Origin of the sequence: Pseudomonas sp. CFBP13528, from assembly GCF_005233615.1 — a bacterium.
GTDB classification, from domain to species: domain Bacteria; phylum Pseudomonadota; class Gammaproteobacteria; order Pseudomonadales; family Pseudomonadaceae; genus Aquipseudomonas; species Aquipseudomonas fluorescens_AM.
On the sequence record NZ_QGAJ01000022.1, the window covers coordinates 33642 to 54484 of the forward strand.

General features: G+C 59.7%; 16 protein-coding genes. 7 read left to right on the forward strand and 9 right to left on the reverse strand.

What is annotated here, in order from left to right:
• Nucleotides 1-29: 29 nt before the first annotated feature.
• Entirely contained in the window at nt 30-1343 is a 1314-nt protein-coding gene (gene brnQ, locus PspCFBP13528_RS25595) for a branched-chain amino acid transport system II carrier protein (protein WP_065949126.1), read from the forward strand.
• Between the two features lie 92 nt (nt 1344-1435).
• Here brnQ and PspCFBP13528_RS25600 read toward each other — a convergent pair whose 3' ends face one another.
• Nucleotides 1436-5173, reverse strand: coding sequence for a DUF6543 domain-containing protein (locus PspCFBP13528_RS25600; protein WP_137201775.1), 3738 nt, complete (start codon nt 5171-5173; stop codon nt 1436-1438).
• 297 nt (nt 5174-5470) lie between these two features.
• Between PspCFBP13528_RS25600 and PspCFBP13528_RS25605 the strand changes: the two genes are divergently transcribed.
• Nucleotides 5471-6253, forward strand: a complete 783-nt coding sequence (locus PspCFBP13528_RS25605; RefSeq protein ID WP_065949124.1) for a DUF599 family protein — start codon at nt 5471-5473, stop codon at nt 6251-6253.
• Nucleotides 6254-6294: 41 nt separating this feature from the next.
• On the opposite strand, the gene PspCFBP13528_RS25610 is transcribed toward PspCFBP13528_RS25605, so the two are convergent.
• Nucleotides 6295-6561, reverse strand: coding sequence for a hypothetical protein (locus PspCFBP13528_RS25610; protein ID WP_065949123.1), 267 nt, complete (start codon nt 6559-6561; stop codon nt 6295-6297).
• Between the two features lie 156 nt (nt 6562-6717).
• Between PspCFBP13528_RS25610 and PspCFBP13528_RS25615 the strand changes: the two genes are divergently transcribed.
• The 4 genes from PspCFBP13528_RS25615 (at nt 6718) to PspCFBP13528_RS25630 (ending at nt 10546) form a co-directional block, all read left to right on the forward strand.
• A complete protein-coding gene (locus PspCFBP13528_RS25615) occupies nt 6718-7194 on the forward strand; it encodes a PaaI family thioesterase (protein ID WP_065949122.1) in 477 nt (158 codons plus the stop codon).
• Nucleotides 7191-7655, forward strand: a complete 465-nt coding sequence (locus PspCFBP13528_RS25620) for a PaaI family thioesterase (protein WP_137201776.1) — start codon at nt 7191-7193, stop codon at nt 7653-7655. Before PspCFBP13528_RS25615 ends, PspCFBP13528_RS25620 begins: the two co-directional genes overlap by 4 nt.
• 75 nt (nt 7656-7730) lie before the next feature.
• Complete coding sequence (gene htpG / locus PspCFBP13528_RS25625; protein ID WP_065949211.1) at nt 7731-9635, forward strand: molecular chaperone HtpG; 1905 nt, start codon at nt 7731-7733, stop codon at nt 9633-9635.
• Nucleotides 9636-9817: 182 nt separating this feature from the next.
• Entirely contained in the window at nt 9818-10546 is a 729-nt protein-coding gene (locus PspCFBP13528_RS25630; protein ID WP_101220205.1) for a dienelactone hydrolase family protein, read from the forward strand.
• A gap of 97 nt (nt 10547-10643) precedes the next feature.
• On the opposite strand, the gene PspCFBP13528_RS25635 is transcribed toward PspCFBP13528_RS25630, so the two are convergent.
• Together PspCFBP13528_RS25635 and PspCFBP13528_RS25640 are read right to left on the reverse strand one after the other, a co-directional pair.
• Entirely contained in the window at nt 10644-11510 is an 867-nt protein-coding gene (locus PspCFBP13528_RS25635; RefSeq protein WP_137201777.1) for a pirin family protein, read from the reverse strand.
• Nucleotides 11511-11577: 67 nt separating this feature from the next.
• The gene (locus PspCFBP13528_RS25640; RefSeq protein ID WP_065949210.1) at nt 11578-11994 is read right to left on the reverse strand and encodes an OsmC family protein; all 417 of its coding nucleotides are present in this window, start codon (nt 11992-11994) and stop codon (nt 11578-11580) included.
• 140 nt (nt 11995-12134) lie between these two features.
• Here PspCFBP13528_RS25640 and PspCFBP13528_RS25645 point away from each other — a divergent pair, with 140 nt between their 5' ends.
• The gene (locus tag PspCFBP13528_RS25645; RefSeq protein WP_137201778.1) at nt 12135-13157 is read left to right on the forward strand and encodes an amidohydrolase family protein; all 1023 of its coding nucleotides are present in this window, start codon (nt 12135-12137) and stop codon (nt 13155-13157) included.
• Between the two features lie 610 nt (nt 13158-13767).
• Here PspCFBP13528_RS25645 and fabB read toward each other — a convergent pair.
• From fabB to PspCFBP13528_RS25675, 5 genes are all read right to left on the reverse strand, one after another.
• Nucleotides 13768-14988: a beta-ketoacyl-ACP synthase I gene (gene fabB / locus PspCFBP13528_RS25655; protein ID WP_065949118.1), complete on the reverse strand. Its 1221-nt coding sequence runs from the start codon at nt 14986-14988 to the stop codon at nt 13768-13770.
• Between the two features lie 11 nt (nt 14989-14999).
• Nucleotides 15000-15515: a 3-hydroxyacyl-[acyl-carrier-protein] dehydratase FabA gene (fabA, locus tag PspCFBP13528_RS25660; RefSeq protein WP_003210552.1), complete on the reverse strand. Its 516-nt coding sequence runs from the start codon at nt 15513-15515 to the stop codon at nt 15000-15002.
• A gap of 249 nt (nt 15516-15764) precedes the next feature.
• On the reverse strand, nt 15765-17666 hold the full coding sequence (locus PspCFBP13528_RS25665) for an ATP-binding protein (protein ID WP_065949117.1): 1902 nt from the start codon (nt 17664-17666) through the stop codon (nt 15765-15767).
• Complete coding sequence (locus PspCFBP13528_RS25670; protein WP_137201779.1) at nt 17663-18592, reverse strand: ABC transporter substrate binding protein; 930 nt, start codon at nt 18590-18592, stop codon at nt 17663-17665. Before PspCFBP13528_RS25670 ends, PspCFBP13528_RS25665 begins: the two co-directional genes overlap by 4 nt.
• Before the next feature lies 1 nt (nt 18593).
• The gene (locus tag PspCFBP13528_RS25675; protein WP_137201780.1) at nt 18594-20726 is read right to left on the reverse strand and encodes a TonB-dependent receptor; all 2133 of its coding nucleotides are present in this window, start codon (nt 20724-20726) and stop codon (nt 18594-18596) included.
• Nucleotides 20727-20843: the final 117 nt, after the last annotated feature.

The window sequence follows — 20843 nt, forward strand, 5'->3', positions numbered from 1 at the left end:
CCGATTCAGTAGTGTGGTATTTCCTCAAAATGAAAGTGTTGAAAAGCCAGGATATCCTGGCGTTGGGCTTCATGACGTTTGCCCTGTTCGTGGGCGCCGGCAATATCATCTTCCCGCCTATCGTGGGCTTGCAGTCCGGGCCTCACGTGTGGATGGCGGCCCTGGGATTCCTGATTACGGCAGTCGGCCTGCCGGTCGTCACCGTGATCGCGCTGGCCAAGGTCGGCGGCGGTATGGATGCGTTGAGCAGCCCCATCGGCAAGATCGCCGGTGGCCTGCTTGCGGCAGCGGCGTACCTGGCGGTAGGGCCGCTGTTCGCCACGCCGCGTACGGCCACCGTCTCGTTCGAAGTGGGCCTGGCGCCGCTGACTGGCGAAAGCCCGCTGGCGCTGTTTCTTTACAGTTCGGTGTACTTCCTGGTGGTGTTCTTTGTCTCCCTGTATCCGGGTCGACTGTTGGATACCGTCGGTCGTTTTCTCGCGCCGCTGAAGATCATCGCGTTGGCCATCCTCGGCATTGCCGCGTTTGCCTTGCCGGCCGGTGACGTCGGTGTCGCCACGCCGGAATACGTTGCTGCGCCGTTCTCCCAGGGCTTTATCAATGGCTACCTGACCATGGATACCCTTGGCGCGCTGGTATTCGGCATCGTCATCGTCAACGCGATTCGCTCCCGTGGCGTCGAGTCGCCCAAGCTGATCACGCGTTACGCGATCATTGCCGGGCTGATTGCCGGTGTGGGCCTGGCGCTGGTGTATGTCAGCCTGTTCCGTCTGGGTTCAGGCAGCCATGCGGTGGCCGCTGGTGCCAGTAACGGTGCTGCGGTGCTGCATGCGTATGTACAACATACCTTCGGTTCCCTGGGCAGCGGCTTCCTCGCTGTGCTGATCTCCCTGGCGTGCCTGGTCACCGCCGTGGGCCTGACCTGTGCCTGTGCCGAGTACTTCAGCAAAATCCTGCCGCTGTCCTACAAGACCCTGGTAGTGATCCTGGCGCTGTTCTCGCTGTTTGTGTCCAACCTGGGCCTGACCAAGCTGATCGCGTTCTCCATTCCGGTGCTTACTGCGATCTACCCGCCGTGCATCGTGTTGGTGGCGTTGAGCTTCTGTAAGGGTTTCTGGCAGGAACAGGGGCGTATCGTCGGTCCGGTGATGCTGGTGTCGTTCATCTTTGGTTGCATCGATGCACTCAAGGGGGCGGGCCTGGCGGATTGGATGCCAGCGCAGTTGATGCATCTGCCGCTGAGCGAGCAAGGCCTGGCGTGGCTGGTGCCGTCGGTGATGATGCTGGTGGTCGCTGTCGTGGTTGACCGCGTGCTCGGTAAGCGCAGCGAAGCCATCGCTTAAGATTTTTGTTCGTACGTTGTAACCAGGAATGCCCCGTATCAGCCGATACGGGGCATTTTTATTCGGGGCAGAACAGTCGCCTGTTGCCGGCCCTAGTCTTTGGCGAAGTCAATGATCCACTTCTTCAGCGCGTCATCCACCGTGCCGGCGCCTCCTTCAACCAACGTGTAGCTGCCATCAGCCATAACATCAACACCCGAGGCCCCGGCCATCTCGAAGGACACTCCCTCGGTGCTGATCAAATCCAGCAGCGGTTGCCGGCCACTGCTGTCTGTTTGGCTCAAGGTTGTTGCCAGGCCGATTTTGGATTCAGAAAGGGATCCGCCGACCAGTATTACTTTGTCACCGCTTTTCAATGAGGCTTGTAGTTCTCTTACTGCATCAAAGCCCTTGCGGCCGTTCAAGGGGGCTTCCAGATTGCTGCCCTGCAAGTGCATCAGTGTTCGGGTGTTGTAGGTTTTGCCATTCCAGCCTGACAACACAGCGAGCGCTGAACAGTCCGAGAGGCCGCGAGTGGATAGGGTGGATTCGCCTCCCTGGATAGTTTTCGACATACCCATTTCCACCGACGTTGCAGGCACGGGCACAGCAGAGCGTCCAATGGTTGTCCTTAGCTGGTCCGGTAGCTTGAGCCCTCCCGGCAAACCGATGGGTGCCCACTCGCCATTCCCTTTGCTCAGCAGCGTGGCCACTCGTTGTCCCGTCTGCGGATTTACAACGTTTACATACCCCGATTCGAATTTAAATGCCGGGCTTACCTCATAGGGCCTGTTGATCCCTGAGTTATCGGTGTAACGAATCAGCCATTTGCCGGCAATCTGCTGCGGCCCAGTGGCGCGCACGGGGATCGCTGCCAGTAGCTGATTATCCAGCGCATGAGCGCCGAGATCCCCACGGTTTAACGTCTGTGCAGTGTGGGCCGGGGTTGGCGATTGGATCGGGATGCGTGAGGGGAGGCCCTCCGATAACGTAACCGGAACCGGCGCGGGGTGATGGCTTGGGGCACCAGCAGTAGCTGGCGAGATTGCCAGGCGCTGTTGGGGCGTGTGCGCAGGGGCTCTGAATACCGGGCGCAACCGGGTCCTTCTGAGTAAAGGAATACCCGACGCGGCCATGGCGAAGTCGGTGTACACCGCGCCCCATTGCCCCGGTTGGGTGAGGAGCCTGGGCAGGCTTCGTCCGGATGCACGCAAGGCCCTTAACGCAGCCTTGGAGAGTCTGGTGAGGGCTGAAATACCGGGGTTGACCGGGGTCAGGCTCAGCAACAGTTGGGACATATCTGCGGCGAACATCAGCTTGTTGACCGTGGAACGGGCCGATACATCTGCGCTGGTGGTCATCTGAACCAGGGCTCTTGCTCTGAGCAACTCCAGCTCCTGCATGTACAGGCTGTCACTGATGCTCCCTTTGATTGGGTTTAGCCTGATACCCGCTTCATGATCGGCTGCGAATGTCTTGAGCCATCTGCTGATCCCAGGCAAAAACAGGTCGTCGTAAATACCATACCGATCAGCCGGTGATACCCGTTGGTCCATGTAGGTTTTCCACTGCGCAGTGTTGAGCAGCTCGTTAAGTTGATCCTCGTCCACAATCTCTCTGAAAGGGCGTCCGTCGGGAGCATCCGGGCTGTACAGGACAAGGGAGGGGTGGTTGGTCGGTTTGATCACCAGCATGCCCTGGACGGGTTTGCCGTCCACGGCCACGCTGTGCGAGACGATAGACGCACCCTTGACGATTGGCCAGGTGGTGGAATCGTCATGCTCAAGTGTTGCTTTGATCCACTGTTCGGCGATCTTTTGCTTGTTCAGGTAGGCGTCGGGATCCAGGCTGGTGATGAACGCGTCCTTGGCCATCCTTGCCTTTTGAAGTTCTTTCCAGGCGTTGGGTAGCGCTCTAGCTTCGTCGGAAGTGGCGGTGGGGCTGAGTTTTTCATCCAGTAGCTTAAGGTATTGGCCGCCCACATCGGTTTGACTGATCAGCTCCTCAAGGAAGGTTTTATCCAATGTCAGCAGGTAGTTTGCGTTGGCATCGACCACCCGAGCGGTCCAGGTGCTCGTCAGCGAGTTATCCTTCCATGGCGCTGTGTTCATTAGGGCCATTTCGGTCAGCGACGTGTTGTCGATCTTCGGCTTTGGGGCGTTTTGGGTGCCTGACAAGCCGCTATTGCCCGGCGGCTGTGTTGTTATCTGAACCATCACGTTGTCAGGGTCTATTTGCGCATTCGGGTAGCGGTCCTGCAGTTTGACTTTCAACGCCTGGGCCAGTAACTGTTTGGCGAAAGTGTTCAGGGAAGGGATGCTTCCCAATAATGGTTGCAAGTGCGCAAGGCTTTTGTGTTCAGCTTCGTCCAGTTCCCTGTAGGTCGTTTCTTGTTCGAGGGTCAGTTCCTTGAGCCATTGCGGCTGCAGTTTGTTGTTCAGCTGTTCATTGCGTGCGAGCAGAGCGTTACTGCCGTCGAAATGCAGTGAAAGGTCCGCCGCATCATTGACGGATGCGACAGTTTCGGCAGAAAGCAGCGAGGGTGTACGAGCGGATTGCGTGGCAGTCTGCGCTTCGGCGAAGCCGTACTGCATGGCGTCATTGACCTCGTCCGCCTGGCGCTGCAACAACTGGGGAAGGGTTTGCGCCACGACGTCGCCGGTGACGGGAGCGAACCCCAGCAGTAAGTCATCGCCCCATTGAGGGGCGCGACTGTGTTCTACCGATACCGGCAAACTTTTGAGTAATTGGTTGGCCTTCTCGCCGCCGTTATTGATCCTCTGCATCAGTTCTTCGCGGGCGTCGCCGGCGCTCGCGAACTCCTCAAAACCTTCTCCGGGGGTATACAGCACCACAGGTCCAGTGGTGTCATCCAGTCCGATGCTTCTGGTGTCACTGGCGGTATAAGGCGCCTCGGCCGACGACCCGTCACTGCGGGTGATAAGAAAGCAACCGGCTAAAAGGGCACCGTTGGCGCAGTTGTCATCTATTCGGATGGGATACACCCCGGGACGGTCCCCAGCGGGAAGTTCGCGTTCGCGTACCTCGAGGGTCGGGTACTGAAAAGCGGTATCGATCAGCTTTTTGCCCGTCTCGCTGAGGGTGCCGTCTTCAAACCGTAACGCTGCCTCGGTAGAGAGCATTTGCCGGTGCAGGCCGAGTAATTGGGCCAGGCGTGATGGCTGTTTGAAGGGGCCCTCGGGAGATCTGTTCCAGTAGCTACTGAGCGCCTCGGGGAAGCGGGTTGCGATATTTTGTGCAAGCGTCAGCAGGGAGCCCTGATGCTCCAGCGTGTTCTGGGCCCCCCCTGCAGGTCCGTTATTGTAAAAGACGATTTGCGTGTCGGCACCGTGTTCTTCAGCGTTAGGCGAACCCGTGACGGCGTTCACGTGGATTTGCGCTACCTTATTGATCAATGCCTGCGATAAGGTTTGTGTAGAAATCAACACCGGCTCTGCCGGCGGTTGAGTTCGATAGGTGTTGACGAGGATGACATCGGGGTCGATTGGCTTGAGCTGGGGAAAGGCTTTTGTCAACTGAGCCTGGATGAAGCGTTGGAGCGTCATCTGGTGACTGAGCAAATCAGTAATCTTGCGGTTGTATGTCTGATGCAGCTCAATCAATTGGAGCTGCGCAGCGACTGGGTCTGCTCCCGTCGTATCGGCGGCGACCGGCGTTATGCCGCCTACCTCAAGCTTTATCCGATCATCGGGGGCTAATCCGAGCGGCCTGGGCTGATTGTGATTCGATAAAGCTACTTGTGGTGTCCTCGATTCAGAAGCTGTACTGACGGACAGTTGGGTTTCTTGTGGCGCGGGTGTCTGGCGGGGGGAGAGAGAAGTCGAGTGCATTGAAGTCCTACGAATAGAGAGTAGTTCCTTCTGTCTGAGAATGAGTGACCAGGGCTTCGTGCCAGGGCTTAACTAAGTGATAAAAGGCGTCCTGCTGGTTCCCAGGCCGAGCTTGTGTACATCGTGAAACAGGAATTGTCATAAAGAACAGGCAGTGCGGTCGGGTTTTTGATATTTGTTCCAGATCTTTCAGGACACCGCAGGCCCTGTTGCAGTGACGGTAGAACGGGGGCCGCCGTCATAGGCTCGCTGATGATCCCACTGGGATGCACGGAATTCACCTTTAAAAGGACCCGCATGTCGTTCGTCGAAACCAACCTGATCCACCTTCTAGCCGCTCTCTGGTTTGTTATCTGCTGGGGCGGCTATACCCGCTACGCTACTTGGAAAGCCCGTGACACCGCCTGCCTGGCCAGCGTGTTGCACCTGTACCGCGAAGACTGGATGCGCCGCATGCTGCTGCGCGATAACCGCATCGCCGACGCCAGTGTGATCGGTAACCTGGAGCGTAACGCCTCGTTCTTCGCCTCCAGCACGTTGATCATCCTCGCCGGCATCCTGACGGTGCTGGGTGCCTCGGAGCGGGCGGTGTCATTGCTGGCGGATATCCCCTTGGTACAGCAGGCCTCCCAAGGCATGTCGGAGATCAAGTTGCTGTGCCTGGCGCTGGTGTTTGTCTACGCCTTTTTCACCTTCAGCTGGTGCATGCGCCAGTACAACTTCGCCGCGGTGCTGGTGGGCTCGGCACCGATGATTGGTGAGCGGCATGTGTCTGAGCAGGAGCGCAATGCATTTGCCTTGCGCGCGGCGCGGGTGATTTCGATGGCGGCCAACCAGTTCAACTTTGGCTTGCGGGCGTATTACTTCGGCATGACCATGCTGGCCTGGTTCGTCAGCCCCTGGTTGTTCATGTTGATGAGCAGCGGGGTGGTGTTAGTGCTTTACCGCCGTGAGTTTCACTCCGACGTTTTGCAGGTGATGGTGTATACGCCGACGAATATGCAGGCCCCGGATCCCGCGAAAGACAGCGTGACTAAAAGCCTGGAGAAAACAGCAGACAAAGAAAAGCCCGCTCTATAAGCGGGCTATCTTCTACAGCACTACAGCTTTACACCCTGCGATTACTGCTTGGCAGGCTCTGCAGGTGTAACAGGTGCGGCAGGTGCAGCTTCTTTAGCGGCGGCAGCATTCGATTCAGCCTGGGCTTTGGCAGCTTCAGCGTTTTCTTTTGCAGCGTCGTTCACTTTATCCTGTGCTTTCGCCATGTCTTGCTGAGCTTGCTCAGAATGTGCGGCGGCGTCTTGGGCTTTGTCTTCGGATTTCTTGTCGCAGGCAGCTAGGCCGAGGGCAGCGGCCAGCATCATGGAAATAGCTAATGTCTTGCGCATGGGTGTTTCTCCTTATTGAAGATATCTACTGGCCTTTCGAACTCAAGGGGCCAGCATTAGTTCCTTTTGTTCCACAGATATAAAAAGCTTTTTCGCCAGGAACTTTCCAAATTATTACCTATCCTGCCCATCCACACTAATAAGAATTTAAAAAATATGACCCAGACCCCCTTGTTAGACCGAGCCACCCGCTTTGTTTCGGCGCTTCGCCACTGTCAGGTACTGGGGGTAACGGTCCATGCCGCGACAGGGGAGGGCATGACGCTGGTGTTGCCCTATGGCGCGCACATAGTGGGTGATCCCCGCAGCGGCATCATCCACGGTGGCGCGCTGACGTCATTGATGGACACCGCCTGCGGCCTGGCCACGCTGTGCGTATTACCCGAGTTCGAGGTATGCCCAACCCTGGATTTGCGCATCGACTACATGCACCCCGCCGAGCCGCATAAGCCGGTGTATGGTTTTGCCCAGTGCTACCGGGTAACCACCGATGTGATCTTCACCCGCGGCTTTGCCTACCAGGACGACCCGCAGCAGCCCATTGCGCATGTGGTGGGTACATTCATGCGCATGGGCAAGCGTCTCAAGGGCACCCAGGGACTGGGCAGCGCGATCAAGGGAGAGCAGGCATGACCCATCGATTCAAGACGCGTCTGGAGCAAGCGCTTGAGTGCGGCGATTATGCGGCACTGCTCGACCTGGTTCCCTACGCAAAGCTGATCGGCGTCGAATGCACACGCTCAGGGGACGAGCTGTTGTTTCGCCTGCCGGCCAACAGGAACAATATTGGTAACCCTATATTGCCGGCGCTGCATGGCGGGGTCATCGCCGGCTTCATGGAACTGTCGGCGGCCTTGCGCTTGCTTGTGTTCACCGGTGCCCCTGGCCTGCCGAAAATCATCGACTTTTCCCTGGATTACCTGCGCGCCGGCCAGTTTCGCGACACCTACGCCACCTGCCAGGTGTGCCGCCAGGGCAGGCGCGTCGCCAACGTGGCGGTCACCGCCTGGCAGACGACTCCCACCGAACCGATTGCCACCGCTCGCGCCCATTTCAAGATCGAGGAATTGCCGCTCTTGAAATCCCGGTCTTAGCCCCCAACTTTGATGACAACCCGCCGCCAACCCTTTCGGGCGCGGCCACTGCCATCCAATTGGAGTTTGATGACCATGAGTGTGGAAACTCAAAAGGAAACCCTGGGCTTCCAGACCGAGGTGAAGCAACTGCTGCACCTCATGATCCATTCGCTGTATTCCAACAAGGAAATTTTCCTTCGCGAATTGATCTCGAACGCCTCTGACGCTGTCGACAAATTACGTTTCGAAGCCCTGTCCAAGCCTGAGTTGCTGGAAGGTGGCGCCGAACTGAAAATCCGTGTGAGCTACGACAAAGACGCCAAAACCGTCACCCTCGAAGACAACGGTATCGGCATGAGCCGTGAGGACGCGATCACCCACTTGGGCACCATCGCCAAATCCGGCACCGCAGATTTCATGAAGAACCTGTCGGGCGACCAGAAAAAAGATTCTCACCTGATCGGCCAATTCGGCGTGGGTTTCTATTCGGCGTTCATCGTCGCCGACAAGGTTGAAGTGTTCAGCCGCCGTGCCGGCCTTGACGCCAGCGAAGGCGTGCACTGGGCGTCCAAAGGTGAGGGCGAGTTTGAAATCGCCACCCTCGACAAGCCTGACCGTGGCACTCGTATCGTGCTGCACCTCAAAGATGGCGAAGATGAATTCGCCGATGGCTGGCGCCTGCGCAACATCATCAAGAAGTACTCCGACCACATCGCCCTGCCGATCGAGCTGCCGAAAGAGCAAACGGCTGGCGAAGGTGAAGAGGCGCCGGCCGAGGAATGGGAAACCGTCAACCGCGCCAGTGCCCTGTGGACCCGTCCGCGTACCGAGATCAAGGACGAGGAATACCAGGAGTTCTACAAGCACATCGGGCACGACTACGAAAACCCGCTGAGCTGGAGCCACAACAAGGTTGAAGGCAAGCTGGAATACAGCTCGCTGCTCTACGTGCCGGCCCGTGCGCCGTTTGACCTGTACCAGCGCGAAGCGCCGAAGGGCCTGAAGCTTTACGTACAACGTGTGTTCGTGATGGACCAGGCGGAATCGTTCCTGCCGCTGTACCTGCGCTTTATCAAGGGTGTGGTCGACTCCAACGACCTGTCGCTGAACGTGTCGCGGGAGATCCTGCAAAAGGACCCGATCATCGATTCCATGAAGTCGGCGCTGACCAAGCGCGTACTCGACATGCTGGAAAAACTGGCGAAGAGCGAGCCGGAGAAATACCAGGGCTTCTGGAAAAACTTCGGCCAGGTCATGAAAGAAGGCCCGGCGGAAGATTTTGCCAACAAGGAAAAAATTGCCGGCCTGCTGCGTTTTGCTTCGACTCAAGGTGATGACGGCGAACAGGTTGTGTCGCTGGCCGACTACCTGGCACGTGCCAAGGAAGGTCAGGACAAGATCTACTACCTCACTGGCGAAACCTACGCTCAGGTCAAGAACAGCCCGCACCTGGAAGTCTTCCGCAAGAAAGGCATCGAGGTACTGCTGCTGACCGACCGTATTGATGAGTGGCTGATGAGCTACCTCACCGAGTTCGACGGCAAATCCTTTGTGGACGTGGCACGCGGTGACCTGGACCTGGGCAACCTGGACTCCGAGGAAGACAAGAAAGCCGCCGAGGAAGTCGCCAAGTCCAAAGAAGGCTTGGTTGAGCGGATCAAGACTTCCCTGGGTGAGGCTGTCAGCGAAGTGCGGGTTTCCCATCGCCTGACCGACTCTCCGGCGATCCTGGCCATTGGCGAGCAGGACCTGGGCATGCAGATGCGTCAGATCCTTGAAGCCAGCGGCCAGAAGGTGCCGGATTCCAAGCCGATCTTCGAATTCAACCCGGCTCACCCGCTGATCGAGAAACTCGACGCTGAGCAGAACGAGGAGCGCTTTGGCGACCTGTCGCATATCCTCTTTGACCAGGCGGCCCTGGCCGCTGGCGACAGCCTCAAAGACCCGGCCGCGTATGTGCGCCGACTGAACAAGCTGTTGGTTGAACTGTCGGTTTGACACCGTTGTAGAAAAACCCGCTTCGGCGGGTTTTTTCGTTTGTAGCAGCGAGCTTGCTCGCGAAAAACGTCACCGATAACGCGCACATCCTGAATCAACGCGCTGCCCTGAAGTTTTTCGCGAGCAAGCTCGCTCCTACCGTTGTATTACGGCTTCTGCGTGTACTTCAACTGGAGAAAATGATGAGCCAAGTTACCGTACGTTCCGTGGTCTATCAGCTTGATGGCCAGACCTATGAAAGCCGCCTGGCGTTTGATGCCAGCCACCAAGGCCCGCTGCCGGGGCTGCTGATGGCGCCGAACTGGATGGGCGTGAGCGCGGGAGCCGAAGAGATCGCCAAGAGCGTCGCCGGCAAAGGCTACGTGGTGCTGATTGCCGACTTGTATGGGCAAACTGTGCGGCCGACCAATGGCGATGAGGCCGGCGCGGCGATGATGCCGTTGAAAAATGATCGCCCGATGTTGAACAAGCGTATGCAAGCGGCCTTTGAACAACTGCAACGCCAGACCGAGGCAACGGTTGATACGTCGAAGCTGGCGACCTTCGGTTTCTGCTTCGGCGGCTGCTGCTCTCTGGAATTGGCGCGCACCGGTGCGCCGCTGAAGGCGGCTATCTCGTTCCACGGCACCCTCGACACGCCGAACCCGGCGGATGCGAAGAACATCAAGGGTTCAGTGCTGGTGCTGCATGGCGCCTCCGACCCATTGGTACCGAAAGAACAACTGCCGGCGTTCGAAGATGAAATGAACGCAGCGGGTGTGGATTGGCAGTTGCTCAGCTACGGTGGCGCGGTGCATTCCTTCACTGATCCCCATGCCAATGTGCCGGGCAAGATGATGTATGACGCCAGGACCGCGGCGCGGGCGTTCCAGTCGATGCATAACTTGCTGGATGAAGTGTTCGAGGGCTGATTCTTCAGCGCCTGTTCGCGCCTCATCGGGGGCAAGCCCCCTCCCACATTTGAAGGCATTTACAATTCAAGTGTGGGAGGGGGCTTGCCCCCGATCGCTATCTGACAGGCAACTCAATCCTTTCTGACTCACCGGGCACCGTCGGCCAATCCCCAGCCGCCCATCGCTGCCGCGCCTGCTCGATCACCGCCGGATCACTGGCCACGAAATTCCAGTTGATCCGCCGCGGCCCATCCAGTGGTGCGCCACCCAACACCACGGCATGGCACTCGGTTGCGGCATACAGCGTCATCTCCTGCCCGGCAGGCAGCACCACCAGGCTATGCACCGCCAGAGCCTCGCCGTCGAGCTGCGCGTCACCCGCCAGTACATACACCGCGCGTTCCTCATGCTCATCGGGGATCAGCAGGGTAGTGGCCGTCTGCATGCGCACCTCGGCATACAGCGTGGGCGACAGCACCGGTACGGGTGACGTGAGGCAAAACCCGCTGCCGGCGATCAGGCGCACCTGCACGCCGAGGTTGTCGCTGACCGGCAAACTTGCCGCCGGGTGATGGCTGTAGTGGCCCGGGCCGGTTTCGTGGTCCTTGGGCGACGCCAGCCACACCTGCAACCCGTGCAGGTTGAAACCGCTGGCCTTGACCGCCTCGGGTGTGCGCTCGACATGGGCAATCGCACTGCCGGCAGTCATCCAGCTGACCTCGCCAGCCTGTACCACCTGGTCCGAACCCAGGCTGTCCTTGTGCTGCAACGTGCCGTCGAACAGATAGGTGAGGGTAGACAGCCCGATATGGGGATGCTGGCGGATATTCATCCCGCTGCCCGGTGCATAACGGGTAGGCAGCATATGGTCGAAAAACACGAAAGGCCCGACGCTGCGGCATTCACGCGAGGGCAGCGGACGCAGGATAGGCTGGCCTTCCACATCTTCGCGGCGCGGGCGGATGACGGTGAGCGTGGTCATGGGGTTACATCCCTGTCTGAGCGGGTTCGATGACGCTGAGCATAACCCGCTCGACCGGACGTTGGCGTTATTGGCTGAAGGCGCCTTCCGAAAGAGTTGTCTCGATGCTGACTTCGGCGGTGGTCATCAATTTGTGCACCGGGCACTTGTCGGCGACACGGTGCAGCTCATCGCGCTGGGCGTCGGTCAGCACGCCCTTGAGGGTCAACTTGACGTTGAGCCTGTATTTACCTTTTTGCTCTTCGGCGGCGTCGTGGGTAACTTCTACCGTTACGCCGGTGAGCGGGATGTCTTTCTTCTGCGCATAGAGCCTTACGGTCAAGGCTTTGCAAGACGCCAGCGCGGCGTCGAAATAGTCGTGAGGCGAGGGGGCTGAGTCGTCACCCCCCAGGCTCTTGGGCAGGTCGGTAAACAGCTCGTGGTTGTTGACAGTGACGCTGTGACGAAAGTTTTCAGCGTTCAACGTATTGACGGTAACAGGCATGGCGAACCTCACAGGGCTTTGGATGACGGTCATGCAGTAATAGAACATGCCGGCACCTGGGTGTTCCAGATTTTTGTCCCTGCTGAACCCTGATACGCGGGGCAGGGTCTACCCGTATCAGTTCCTATCGAGGTATCACCGTGCTTTGGACCCGTGTGAGTTTTGCCCTGATGCTCGCCGCCAGCAGTCTTGCCGTGCAGGCCCGCGACTATGCCTACAGCGACGCCCACCTGCATTACGTGGATTTTTTCCAGGAAACCGCGGGCATGGACAAGCTGCTCAAGGCCATGGCGGACAATCGCATCGAGCATGTGATGATTTCCGGCATTCCCGTGGCCAAGAAATGGCACGAGGATGAACCCAAACGCCCGCGCTATTATGCAGGCGACGATGCCGATGCCTATTGGTACAGCGCCACCGATGTCATCGTCGCCGCTGCGGTCAACAAGCTCACCCCTGAACAGCGCCGGCACTTTCATCCGTTCCTGGCCGGTTTCAATCCTAATGACAAGAATTCCGCCGCCCACATCCAGCGCATGCTCGACCTCAACCCAGGGCTGTGGCAGGGCATCGGCGAAGTGTTTACCCGCCACGACGATCTCACCGCGCTGACCTCCGGTGATACGCCGCGCGCCAATAATGAAGCCATGACGCGCATCTATCATTTGGCGGCGGAGAACGACCTGCCGGTGATGCTGCACTCCAACATCACCTCCAAGCGCGAGCGCAACCCGTTGTACCTGGCCGAAGTCGAGCAGCCATTGCGCAACCACCCGCACACGCGGTTTATCTGGGCCCACGCCGGTACCAGCAAGGAAATCCACCGCCATCAGGTGCAAATGGATTTCCTGCTGCCCACGTTGAATCGCCTCCTTGAGGCTTACCCCAACCTGTATATCGACCTGTCCTGGAGCATGCTCACGCCCTATCTGCTGGATGATGCGGGCAAGCCCAGGCCGGAGTGGGTCAAACTGGTCGAGCGGTTCCCTGATCGATTCATGCTGGGCTCTGACGTGGTAGGGCGCTTCAACAAGCTGGGTAAGGAAATGCGCCGTTTTGATCCCTTCCTGGATGCATTGCCTGAAGACGTTGCCCACAAGGTGGCGCGGGATAACTTTCTGGCCATCCTGCCCAAGTCGACCCGCAATGAGGGCACTCATTGAGGTCGGGTTTTAGTGTTGTGTAATTGAGGTGATCCTATCGCGCATAGGTATCTTCACAACTGTGTAGCGCCCAACGCAAACCACGATGCGAAGCGAGCCGCTCTTGATCTTGATCAGCTTTTGATCTCAGGCGCCCCGTTAAACCACGCTGGCCGAACGCAGGCTTGAATCCGTGGGTAACCCGGCAGGACGCCGGGTTAGCCGCACTGGGCCATGGATGGCCCATTGCGGCGGCCCACGGATTCAAGCCTGCGTTCGGGCACACCGAGCCTAGGCGAGGTGCCGAGTGGTGGGGCAAGAGCCTTTTTGGTTACTTTTGGGGCTCTTTTGGGGCTCTTTTCCAAAAGTGACCCGCTGTAAAAGCGGAACCCATAGCAGCCGTTACCGCAGAAACGGATATGTACTCGGTCTGATCCAGCATCCTGGTCGGCCCGGAGGCCGCCATCGGGGGCAAGCCCCCTCCCACATTCGACCGCATTCTTTGGGCCAACTGGGTCAAATGTGAGAGGGGCGACTCACTTGCCCCCGATGCACGTGACTCGGTCTCATTCAATCGCCCATAAAAAAGCCCCGAACCAGTCGGGGCTTTTCATCGATCAAGCGTCAGGCCTTACTTGCCCTGCCAGCGTTTCAGCACCAGGGTGGCGTTGGTGCCACCAAAGCCGAAGCTGTTGCTCATCACGGTGTCGATTTTCACATCTTCAACGGTCTTGGTCAGGATCGGCATATCGGCGACGACCGGGTCGATCTCGTCGATGTTGGCCGAGCCGGCCATGAAGTTGCCTTCCATCATCAGCAGGCAGTAGATCGCTTCGTGAACGCCGGCGGCGCCCAGGGAGTGACCCGACAGGCTCTTGGTGGAGCTGATTTTCGGCGCGTTGTCACCGAATACCGCACGCACGCCTTCCATTTCCTTGGCGTCGCCGACCGGAGTCGACGTGCCGTGGGTGTTCAGGTAGTCGATCGGGGTATCCACGGTGGACATGGCCATCTGCATGCAACGGATGGCGCCTTCACCGCTTGGCGCAACCATGTCGTAGCCGTCGGACGTCGCGCCGTAGCCGACGATTTCCGCGTAGATCTTCGCGCCACGGGCCAGAGCGTGTTCCAGCTCCTCGACCACCACCATGCCGCCACCGCCGGCGATGACGAAACCGTCACGCTTGGCGTCGTAGGCGCGGGAGGCCTTCTCCGGGGTTTCATTGTACTGGGTGGACAGCGCGCCCATGGCGTCGAACAGGAACGACTGGCTCCAATGTTCTTCTTCACCGCCGCCGGCGAATACGATGTCCTGCTTGCCCAGCTGGATCTGCTCAACGGCAGTTCCGATGCAGTGGGCGCTGGTGGCGCACGCAGAGGAGATCGAGTAATTCACGCCCTTGATGGCGAACGGCGTGGCCAGGCAGGCTGAAACTGTGCTGCCCATGGTCCGCGTTACACGGTACGGGCCGACGCGTTTCACGCCTTTTTCGCGCAGGATGTCCAGCGCTTCCATCTGGTTCAGGGTAGATGCGCCGCCGGAGCCGGCGATCAGGCCGGTACGTACGTTCGACACCTGATCATCGCTCAGGCCGGCGTCGGCGATTGCGTCTTTCATGGCCAGGTAGGCATAGGCGGCAGCGTGGCCGACGAAGCGATAGATCTTGCGATCGATCAGTTCTTCGAGGGGCAGGTCGATGGAGCCGGAAACCTGGCTACGCAGACCCATTTCGGCATATTCCGGGTTGAAGCGGATGCCAGGGCGACTTGCACGCAGGTTAGCGGTGACGGTCTCTTTGTCATTGCCCAGGCAAGAAACAATGCCCAGACCAGTGATAACGACGCGGCGCATGCGGATAACCCTTAAAAGTTGTCAGTGGAAGTGAATACGCCGACCCGAAGGCCTTCGGCAGTATAGATCTCGCGACCGTCGACAGTCACCGAACCGTCGGCGATGGCCAGGTTCAGCTTGCCCTTGAGGACGCGCTTGATTTGAATGTTGTAGGTGACTTTCTTGGCGGTCGGCAAGACCTGGCCAAAGAACTTCACTTCGCCCGAGCCCAGGGCGCGACCGCGGCCCGGCAGGCCTTGCCAGCCCAGGTAGAAGCCGACCAGTTGCCACATGGCGTCAAGGCCCAGGCAGCCCGGCATCACCGGATCGCCTTCGAAGTGGCAGGCAAAGAACCACAGGTCAGGGGTGATATCCAGCTCGGCGACCAATTCACCTTTGCCGTACTTGCCACCTTCTTCGCTGATATGGGTGATGCGATCCACCATCAGCATGTTCGGGGCGGGCAGTTGCGCGTTACCTGGGCCGAACAGCTCACCGCGACTGCAGCGCAGCAGGTCTTCCCGAGTAAAGGCGTTTTGTTTGGTCATGCGAGCTCCTCAATAATCCCATGCGGCAGGGTAGGGCAAATCTTCCCGAACCGAATGAAGCGTTCATGCCTCATAGCGGCAGCCTACACATAGACTATTGCGTTGTAGTGAAAGTCACAGCGTCAAGGTACTCAATGTACACTTGTTCACTGAAATGTTAAACCGGACCTGTTTATCGGCCCGTTCGGGTGCCTAAGACTGCCGCACTTTCGTCCTCCACGCCAGTCGGACTTGGCTTAGCCACGACAGCTAGTGCACCCAGCGCTGGAGGATTTGCTGCAAATCCGTGCGTTTGAACGGTTTGGCCAGGTAATCGTTCATTCCGGCAGCCAGACAGGCTTCGCGGTCGCCCTGCAAAGCGTTGGCTGTCAAGGCGATAATCGGTAAATCGGCGCAGCCCGGCAGTCGGCGAATTTGCCGAGTGGCCTCGTAGCCGTCGATCAATGGCAGGCGGCAGTCCATCAGGATCGCGGTGAAGATCAGGCTTTCGGCGCTGCGGATCGCCTCGGCGCCATCGGTGGCCAGGCTGACTTCGAAACCCAGGCTGCGCAGCATGGCTTCGACCACCGTACGGTTAACCGGGTTGTCTTCCACCAGCAGTATATGCCGCCCGGCGCCAGCGCTGGTTTTGCCTACGGTGTCCGGGGCGATGGCAGGCAGGCTTTGCTGATCGATGGCCAGCGGAATTTCCAGGGTGAACACCGAGCCCCGGCCTTCTTCACTTTGGGCGCGCAGGGTGCCACCCATGCGTTCGGCCAGGGTGCGGGCGATCGGCAGGCCGAGTCCGGTGCCTCCGTAACGTCTTGAAATAGAGCTGTCGGCCTGCTGGAACGCATCGAACATCAATTCCAGGCGCTCGGCGCAAATGCCGATACCGCTGTCGCGCACGGTGCAGGTGAACCACACCAGTTCATGGTCCAGGGTTTGCCAGTGGGGCTCCACATGCACGGTCCCGTGCTCGGTGAACTTCAAGGCGTTGCCGATCAGATTCACCAGGATCTGCCGGATACGGGTCGGGTCACCGCACACCCGCAGAGCCTCCATGCCCGGCGGAATCGACAGCTCCAGGGCCAGCCCGCGCTGCTGCGCACTGTGCTGGAACGCTTGGGCGCAGCTGCTGATCAGGTCGGCCAGGTTGAAGGCAATATGTTCCAGCTCCAGCGCGGCCCGTTCGATACGCGAGAAGTCGAGGATGTCGTTGATCACCTTGAGCAGGTGCTCGGTGGACTCGGAAGCCAGCGCCGCGTATTCGGCCTGCTCTTCGGTCATCTCGGTGGTTTCCAGCAGTTGCAGCATGCCTAGCACACCATTCATCGGCGTGCGCAGTTCATGGCTCATCATCGCCAGGAATTCCGATTTGGCATTATTCGCGCGCTCGGCTTCTTCGCGGGTCTGGATCAACTGGGCCATGGCCTGCTGCTGCTCACGGCTGGCCTGATTGAGGCCTGCGGCCAGGTTGTTGATGTGCCGTGCCAGGTCGCCCAGTTCGGAGTCGTCGACAATCGGCAGCGGTGTCTTGTAGTCGCCCTGCTGGATGGCCTTCACCGCGTGGCCCATGGCGCTGATCGGCTGCGACAGGCTGGCGGCCAGGCGTCGCGCCAGGAGAAAGGTAAACAGCAGCGCGAACAGCGCCAGAATGCCGGCCTTGAACAGGATTTCCTGCTGACGCTGGCTGAACGCGTCGTTGGACATACCGACAATCACTCGGCCCAGGTAGTCCGCTCGCGGCGCCTTGGGTTCGTTGAGGTTGTCCTGGAAAAAGTCATTGCCCAGCTGGATATGCTGCAAGCGGATCGGTGCCTGGAACACTTTCACCGACAGCGACCGGTCGTGCTTCTCCGACGGCTGCTCGACATACACCAGAATGTTCTCGGCGCTGTCCTGAATCTCCAGGAAACGCACGTGGGGCGTGGCCAGCGTCGCGCGCAGCAAGGCGTCGAGCACATCGTTGTTGCCGGAAATAACGCCGTACTCGGTGGCAGGCGCCAGTTGGTTGGCGATCAACTGGCCGGTGTGGTCCAGCTCCTGGCGCAAGTCCTGGATACGCACGAAGGTAAAGAAGCTGATCAACAGCAAGGTCAGCAGCAGTGCAGGCCCCAGGGTGATGAGTTGGGTGCGGGTGTTAATGTCCCAGCGACGGCGCAAGGTCATGGGCGTTCATCTCCTTCGGCCAGGCGGGCGGCGACGGCAGCTTCGTCGACCTGTTCGGTGCCCAGTGAGCGTGCGACTTGCGGGTTGCCCACCACTTTGAAGTGTTGCGGGTAAAGCGTGCGCGGCCAGCTGGCCGGCGGGTGGTCCAGCAGGCGATCGAGTACAGCGAGCCAGTCGTGCTGGTCGCTATAGGTGCTGGCCAGGCTGCCGGCCCGGACAAACCCGGCATTGGGCCCTATCAGCGGCAATTGCTGGGCATAGCTGCTGAGCAACAGGTTCTTGGCGGTTTTGGGGTTGTACAGTTGCGGGTCGTCCAGGCCCAGCAGCACGTCACTGTTCTTGAACAGGGTTTGCAGGGTGCGGCTGTCGTTGGTGTTGTCCCAGCGTTGGGGCACGATTTCCAGGCCCAGTGGCGCGGCGTACCGGTCAAGCTCAGGCAGCAGGAATTCGCTGTCGGCGCCGTAAAGCACGCCGATCCGTCGGGCCTGGGGCAAGATGCTGGCGATCAGGCGCAGCTGGCGCGCCAGCGGCGGGTCGCTCCACAGCAGGCTGATTCTGGCCGGGTGCGCGCTGCCCAGGCGCTGGTGAGCTTGCAGGCGGCTGATGCGCAGCACCAGGGTCGGTGGCCCCTGGGTATCCTGCAAGCGCCAGTCGAGGCCGGGCAGGTCCAGCAGGATCAGGCGGGTAGTGGCGGGCAACTGGCTCGGCGCCGGCAAATTTTCAAGCAGGGTGAAGACGACATGGTCTTCGGGGCGCTGCCGGGCGAGGGCCTGGGTAAATCCCTGGACACCGGCACTGTCCTCGGCGGCGGTCAGCAGGATATCGGCGCTCCACACGGTGGGGGTGAACAGCAGGCACGCGAGCAGCAAGCCGCGCCGCCACAGCCGTGAAACAAGAGGGAGGGTCATCCGTGACTGATCGCCCATGTCAGAACTCTAGCTGTGCGCTGAAGTAGAGCACATGGCGATGGTCGTAATGGTTGTCGGGCCAGGTGGTCGGCTGATTGTCGAGGCGTTGTTGCAGCATGCCGGCCAGCTCCACGTTGGTGTTGCCCAGTGCAATGCGCTTGGCCACCCGCAGGTCGACCCGTTCGAAGCGATACTCGTTGAGTGCGTCGTCACCGTAATAGAACAAGGCGCTCGACCAACCGTGGCCCCATTCACGCAACCAACCGGCCGAGCCGCTGTTGCGTGCGGTCTGCGCCTTGTCCAGTGGGTTGCTGGCGCTCGCATCGACGTAAGCATAGGTCAGGCGCAGGCGGTCGGCGTCGCTGACGCGCCAGTCGAACTGTGATTCGGCACCGGTAAAGCGCGAGCTGTTGGCGTTGCTGGCGATGTATTGGTTGTTGCGCAGCGGCGAACTGATCATGTCGGTGATTTCGTCGTAGAAGAGCTTCACGTCGACATTCAACCCGAGGTCGGCAAAGAAGCCGTTGTAGCCCAGTTCGCGCGAGCGCATCAACTCTTTATCAAGATTGCCGGGGCCGCGTGTCACCACAAAATATTGCCCGGAATTCTGCCCGTAGACCGGCGAGCTGAGGTTGGTGACGCGGTAGCTCCAGTTGACGTTGTTCTCGAACATATCCGGCGAACGGATCGCCTCGGAGTACACCGCCCGCAGGCCGTGGCGCGGGTTGATCAGATAGTTGACCGCCACGCGAGGCGTCAGTGAGTTGCCGCTCAAGTGGGTGTCTTCGTACATCGCGCCGCCTTGCAGCAGCCAGTGTTCGCTGGCCCGCCATTCCAGGTGGCCGAACAGGCGCCAGGTGGTGTCGTCCAGCGTGCCGTTGAAGTAGGTGTCGGAGTCGGCGCGGTCGTAGCGGTAATTCATCCCGCTGACCAGGCGCAGGCTGTCGGAGAGGCTGAGGGTGTCTTGCAGCTCCACGTCGTAGCGGCTCTCCCTGGCACTTTGGTCGATATCGCCGCACACGCTCTGGTTGGCGCCGTTGCGCCACTGGTCCAGTACCTGGTTGCCCAACGCCTGTTCGGCGGCGCTGCCGGGCGGGGCGCTGCCTTGGCTGAATTTATCCATGTGCCGCGCCAGCTGTTCGGCGTAGTTGGGGTTGAGTTGCCACAGCCGGGTCAATTCCGGGCTGAAGGAGACCTTGGCGTCACAGGCTTTCCAGATCTGCCGACGGTCCCATTGCTGGGCCGACCCCTGGATATACAGGCTGTGTTCGGGGTTGATGTCGAAGTTCCAGCGCATCGAACCTGCGTAGTCCTTGGCAGTGACGTCGGAATTGGTACCGCCCTCGGTAATCCCGGCGAATACCGGAGCGTAGGTGTAGGGGCGCTGATTGGTCCCCTCCTTGGCATCCAGTTGCCAGTCGATGCTCTGTTGCGCATTCAACGTCTGGCTGACGGCCAGGCTGAAACGGCTGAGGCGGCGGCTGTCGCGGCGGTCGGCGCCGACGGCATCGCGGTCAAAACCATCGTCTTGCTGTCCTGACAGCGACAGGCGCAGATCGCCGGTTTCCCAGCCCACGCCCTGGCTGGCATAGACATCGTTGATCCCGCGTTCACCCTGGATGACCTTTACCCGCGTGCCCTGGCTGTTGGCCGGTGAGCGGGTGAGGATATTGACCACCGCCATCAGCGCATTGGCGCCGTAGCTGACGGTGTTGGGTCCCCGAAACACCTCGATACGCTCAATGTCTTCCATGGCGACCGGAATATCGCTCCAGTCCACCGTGGCCAGGCCTGCGCGATACACCGAGCGCCCGTCGATCAATACCTGCATGCGCCGCGCATCGCTGGCGCTGCTGCCGTGGTAGTTCACCGCCGCCTGATTGCCGGTGGTGTAGCCGACCATCATCCCGGGCACCAGGCGTAACAGCTCGGCAATGTCGCGCGCGCCACTGGCCTTGATCAGCTCGCTGTCGATCACGGTCATGCTGCCGGGGACGGCGGCGGCCGATTGCTTGAGGCGGGTGGCGGTCAACACCTGCGGCAGCGGTTGGCTGTCGAGGAACAGGTCGTCAGCCGACGCACTGGCGCTGCACGCGAGCACCAAGGGCAGCATCAATTGCAGGGATGAGCGGAGAGGAGGGCCCGGATACACGGCACGGCCTTGATAATTGCGGATAGCCGCCCATGTTAACTGAGGTCGGGCATTTTGCCAGTCGTGAGACTTGCAATTACTTCACTCAAGTGTGGCATTTTCCGACAAGCGCACGAA

Bases quoted from the DNA above. Each gene is read 5' to 3' on its own strand.
- PspCFBP13528_RS25670 (WP_137201779.1), bottom strand. From the start codon at position 18,592: ATGGGCGATCAGTCACGGATGACCCTCCCTCTTGTTTCACGGCTGTGG.
- PspCFBP13528_RS25615 (WP_065949122.1), top strand. From the start codon at position 6,718: ATGACCCAGACCCCCTTGTTAGACCGAGCCACCCGCTTTGTTTCGGCG.
- PspCFBP13528_RS25630 (WP_101220205.1), top strand. From the start codon at position 9,818: ATGAGCCAAGTTACCGTACGTTCCGTGGTCTATCAGCTTGATGGCCAG.
- brnQ (WP_065949126.1), top strand. From the start codon at position 30: ATGAAAGTGTTGAAAAGCCAGGATATCCTGGCGTTGGGCTTCATGACG.
- PspCFBP13528_RS25665 (WP_065949117.1), bottom strand. From the start codon at position 17,666: ATGACCTTGCGCCGTCGCTGGGACATTAACACCCGCACCCAACTCATC.
- PspCFBP13528_RS25605 (WP_065949124.1), top strand. From the start codon at position 5,471: ATGTCGTTCGTCGAAACCAACCTGATCCACCTTCTAGCCGCTCTCTGG.
- htpG (WP_065949211.1), top strand. From the start codon at position 7,731: ATGAGTGTGGAAACTCAAAAGGAAACCCTGGGCTTCCAGACCGAGGTG.
- fabA (WP_003210552.1), bottom strand. From the start codon at position 15,515: ATGACCAAACAAAACGCCTTTACTCGGGAAGACCTGCTGCGCTGCAGT.
- fabB (WP_065949118.1), bottom strand. From the start codon at position 14,988: ATGCGCCGCGTCGTTATCACTGGTCTGGGCATTGTTTCTTGCCTGGGC.
- PspCFBP13528_RS25610 (WP_065949123.1), bottom strand. From the start codon at position 6,561: ATGCGCAAGACATTAGCTATTTCCATGATGCTGGCCGCTGCCCTCGGC.
- PspCFBP13528_RS25635 (WP_137201777.1), bottom strand. From the start codon at position 11,510: ATGACCACGCTCACCGTCATCCGCCCGCGCCGCGAAGATGTGGAAGGC.
- PspCFBP13528_RS25640 (WP_065949210.1), bottom strand. From the start codon at position 11,994: ATGCCTGTTACCGTCAATACGTTGAACGCTGAAAACTTTCGTCACAGC.
- PspCFBP13528_RS25620 (WP_137201776.1), top strand. From the start codon at position 7,191: ATGACCCATCGATTCAAGACGCGTCTGGAGCAAGCGCTTGAGTGCGGC.
- PspCFBP13528_RS25600 (WP_137201775.1), bottom strand. From the start codon at position 5,173: ATGCACTCGACTTCTCTCTCCCCCCGCCAGACACCCGCGCCACAAGAA.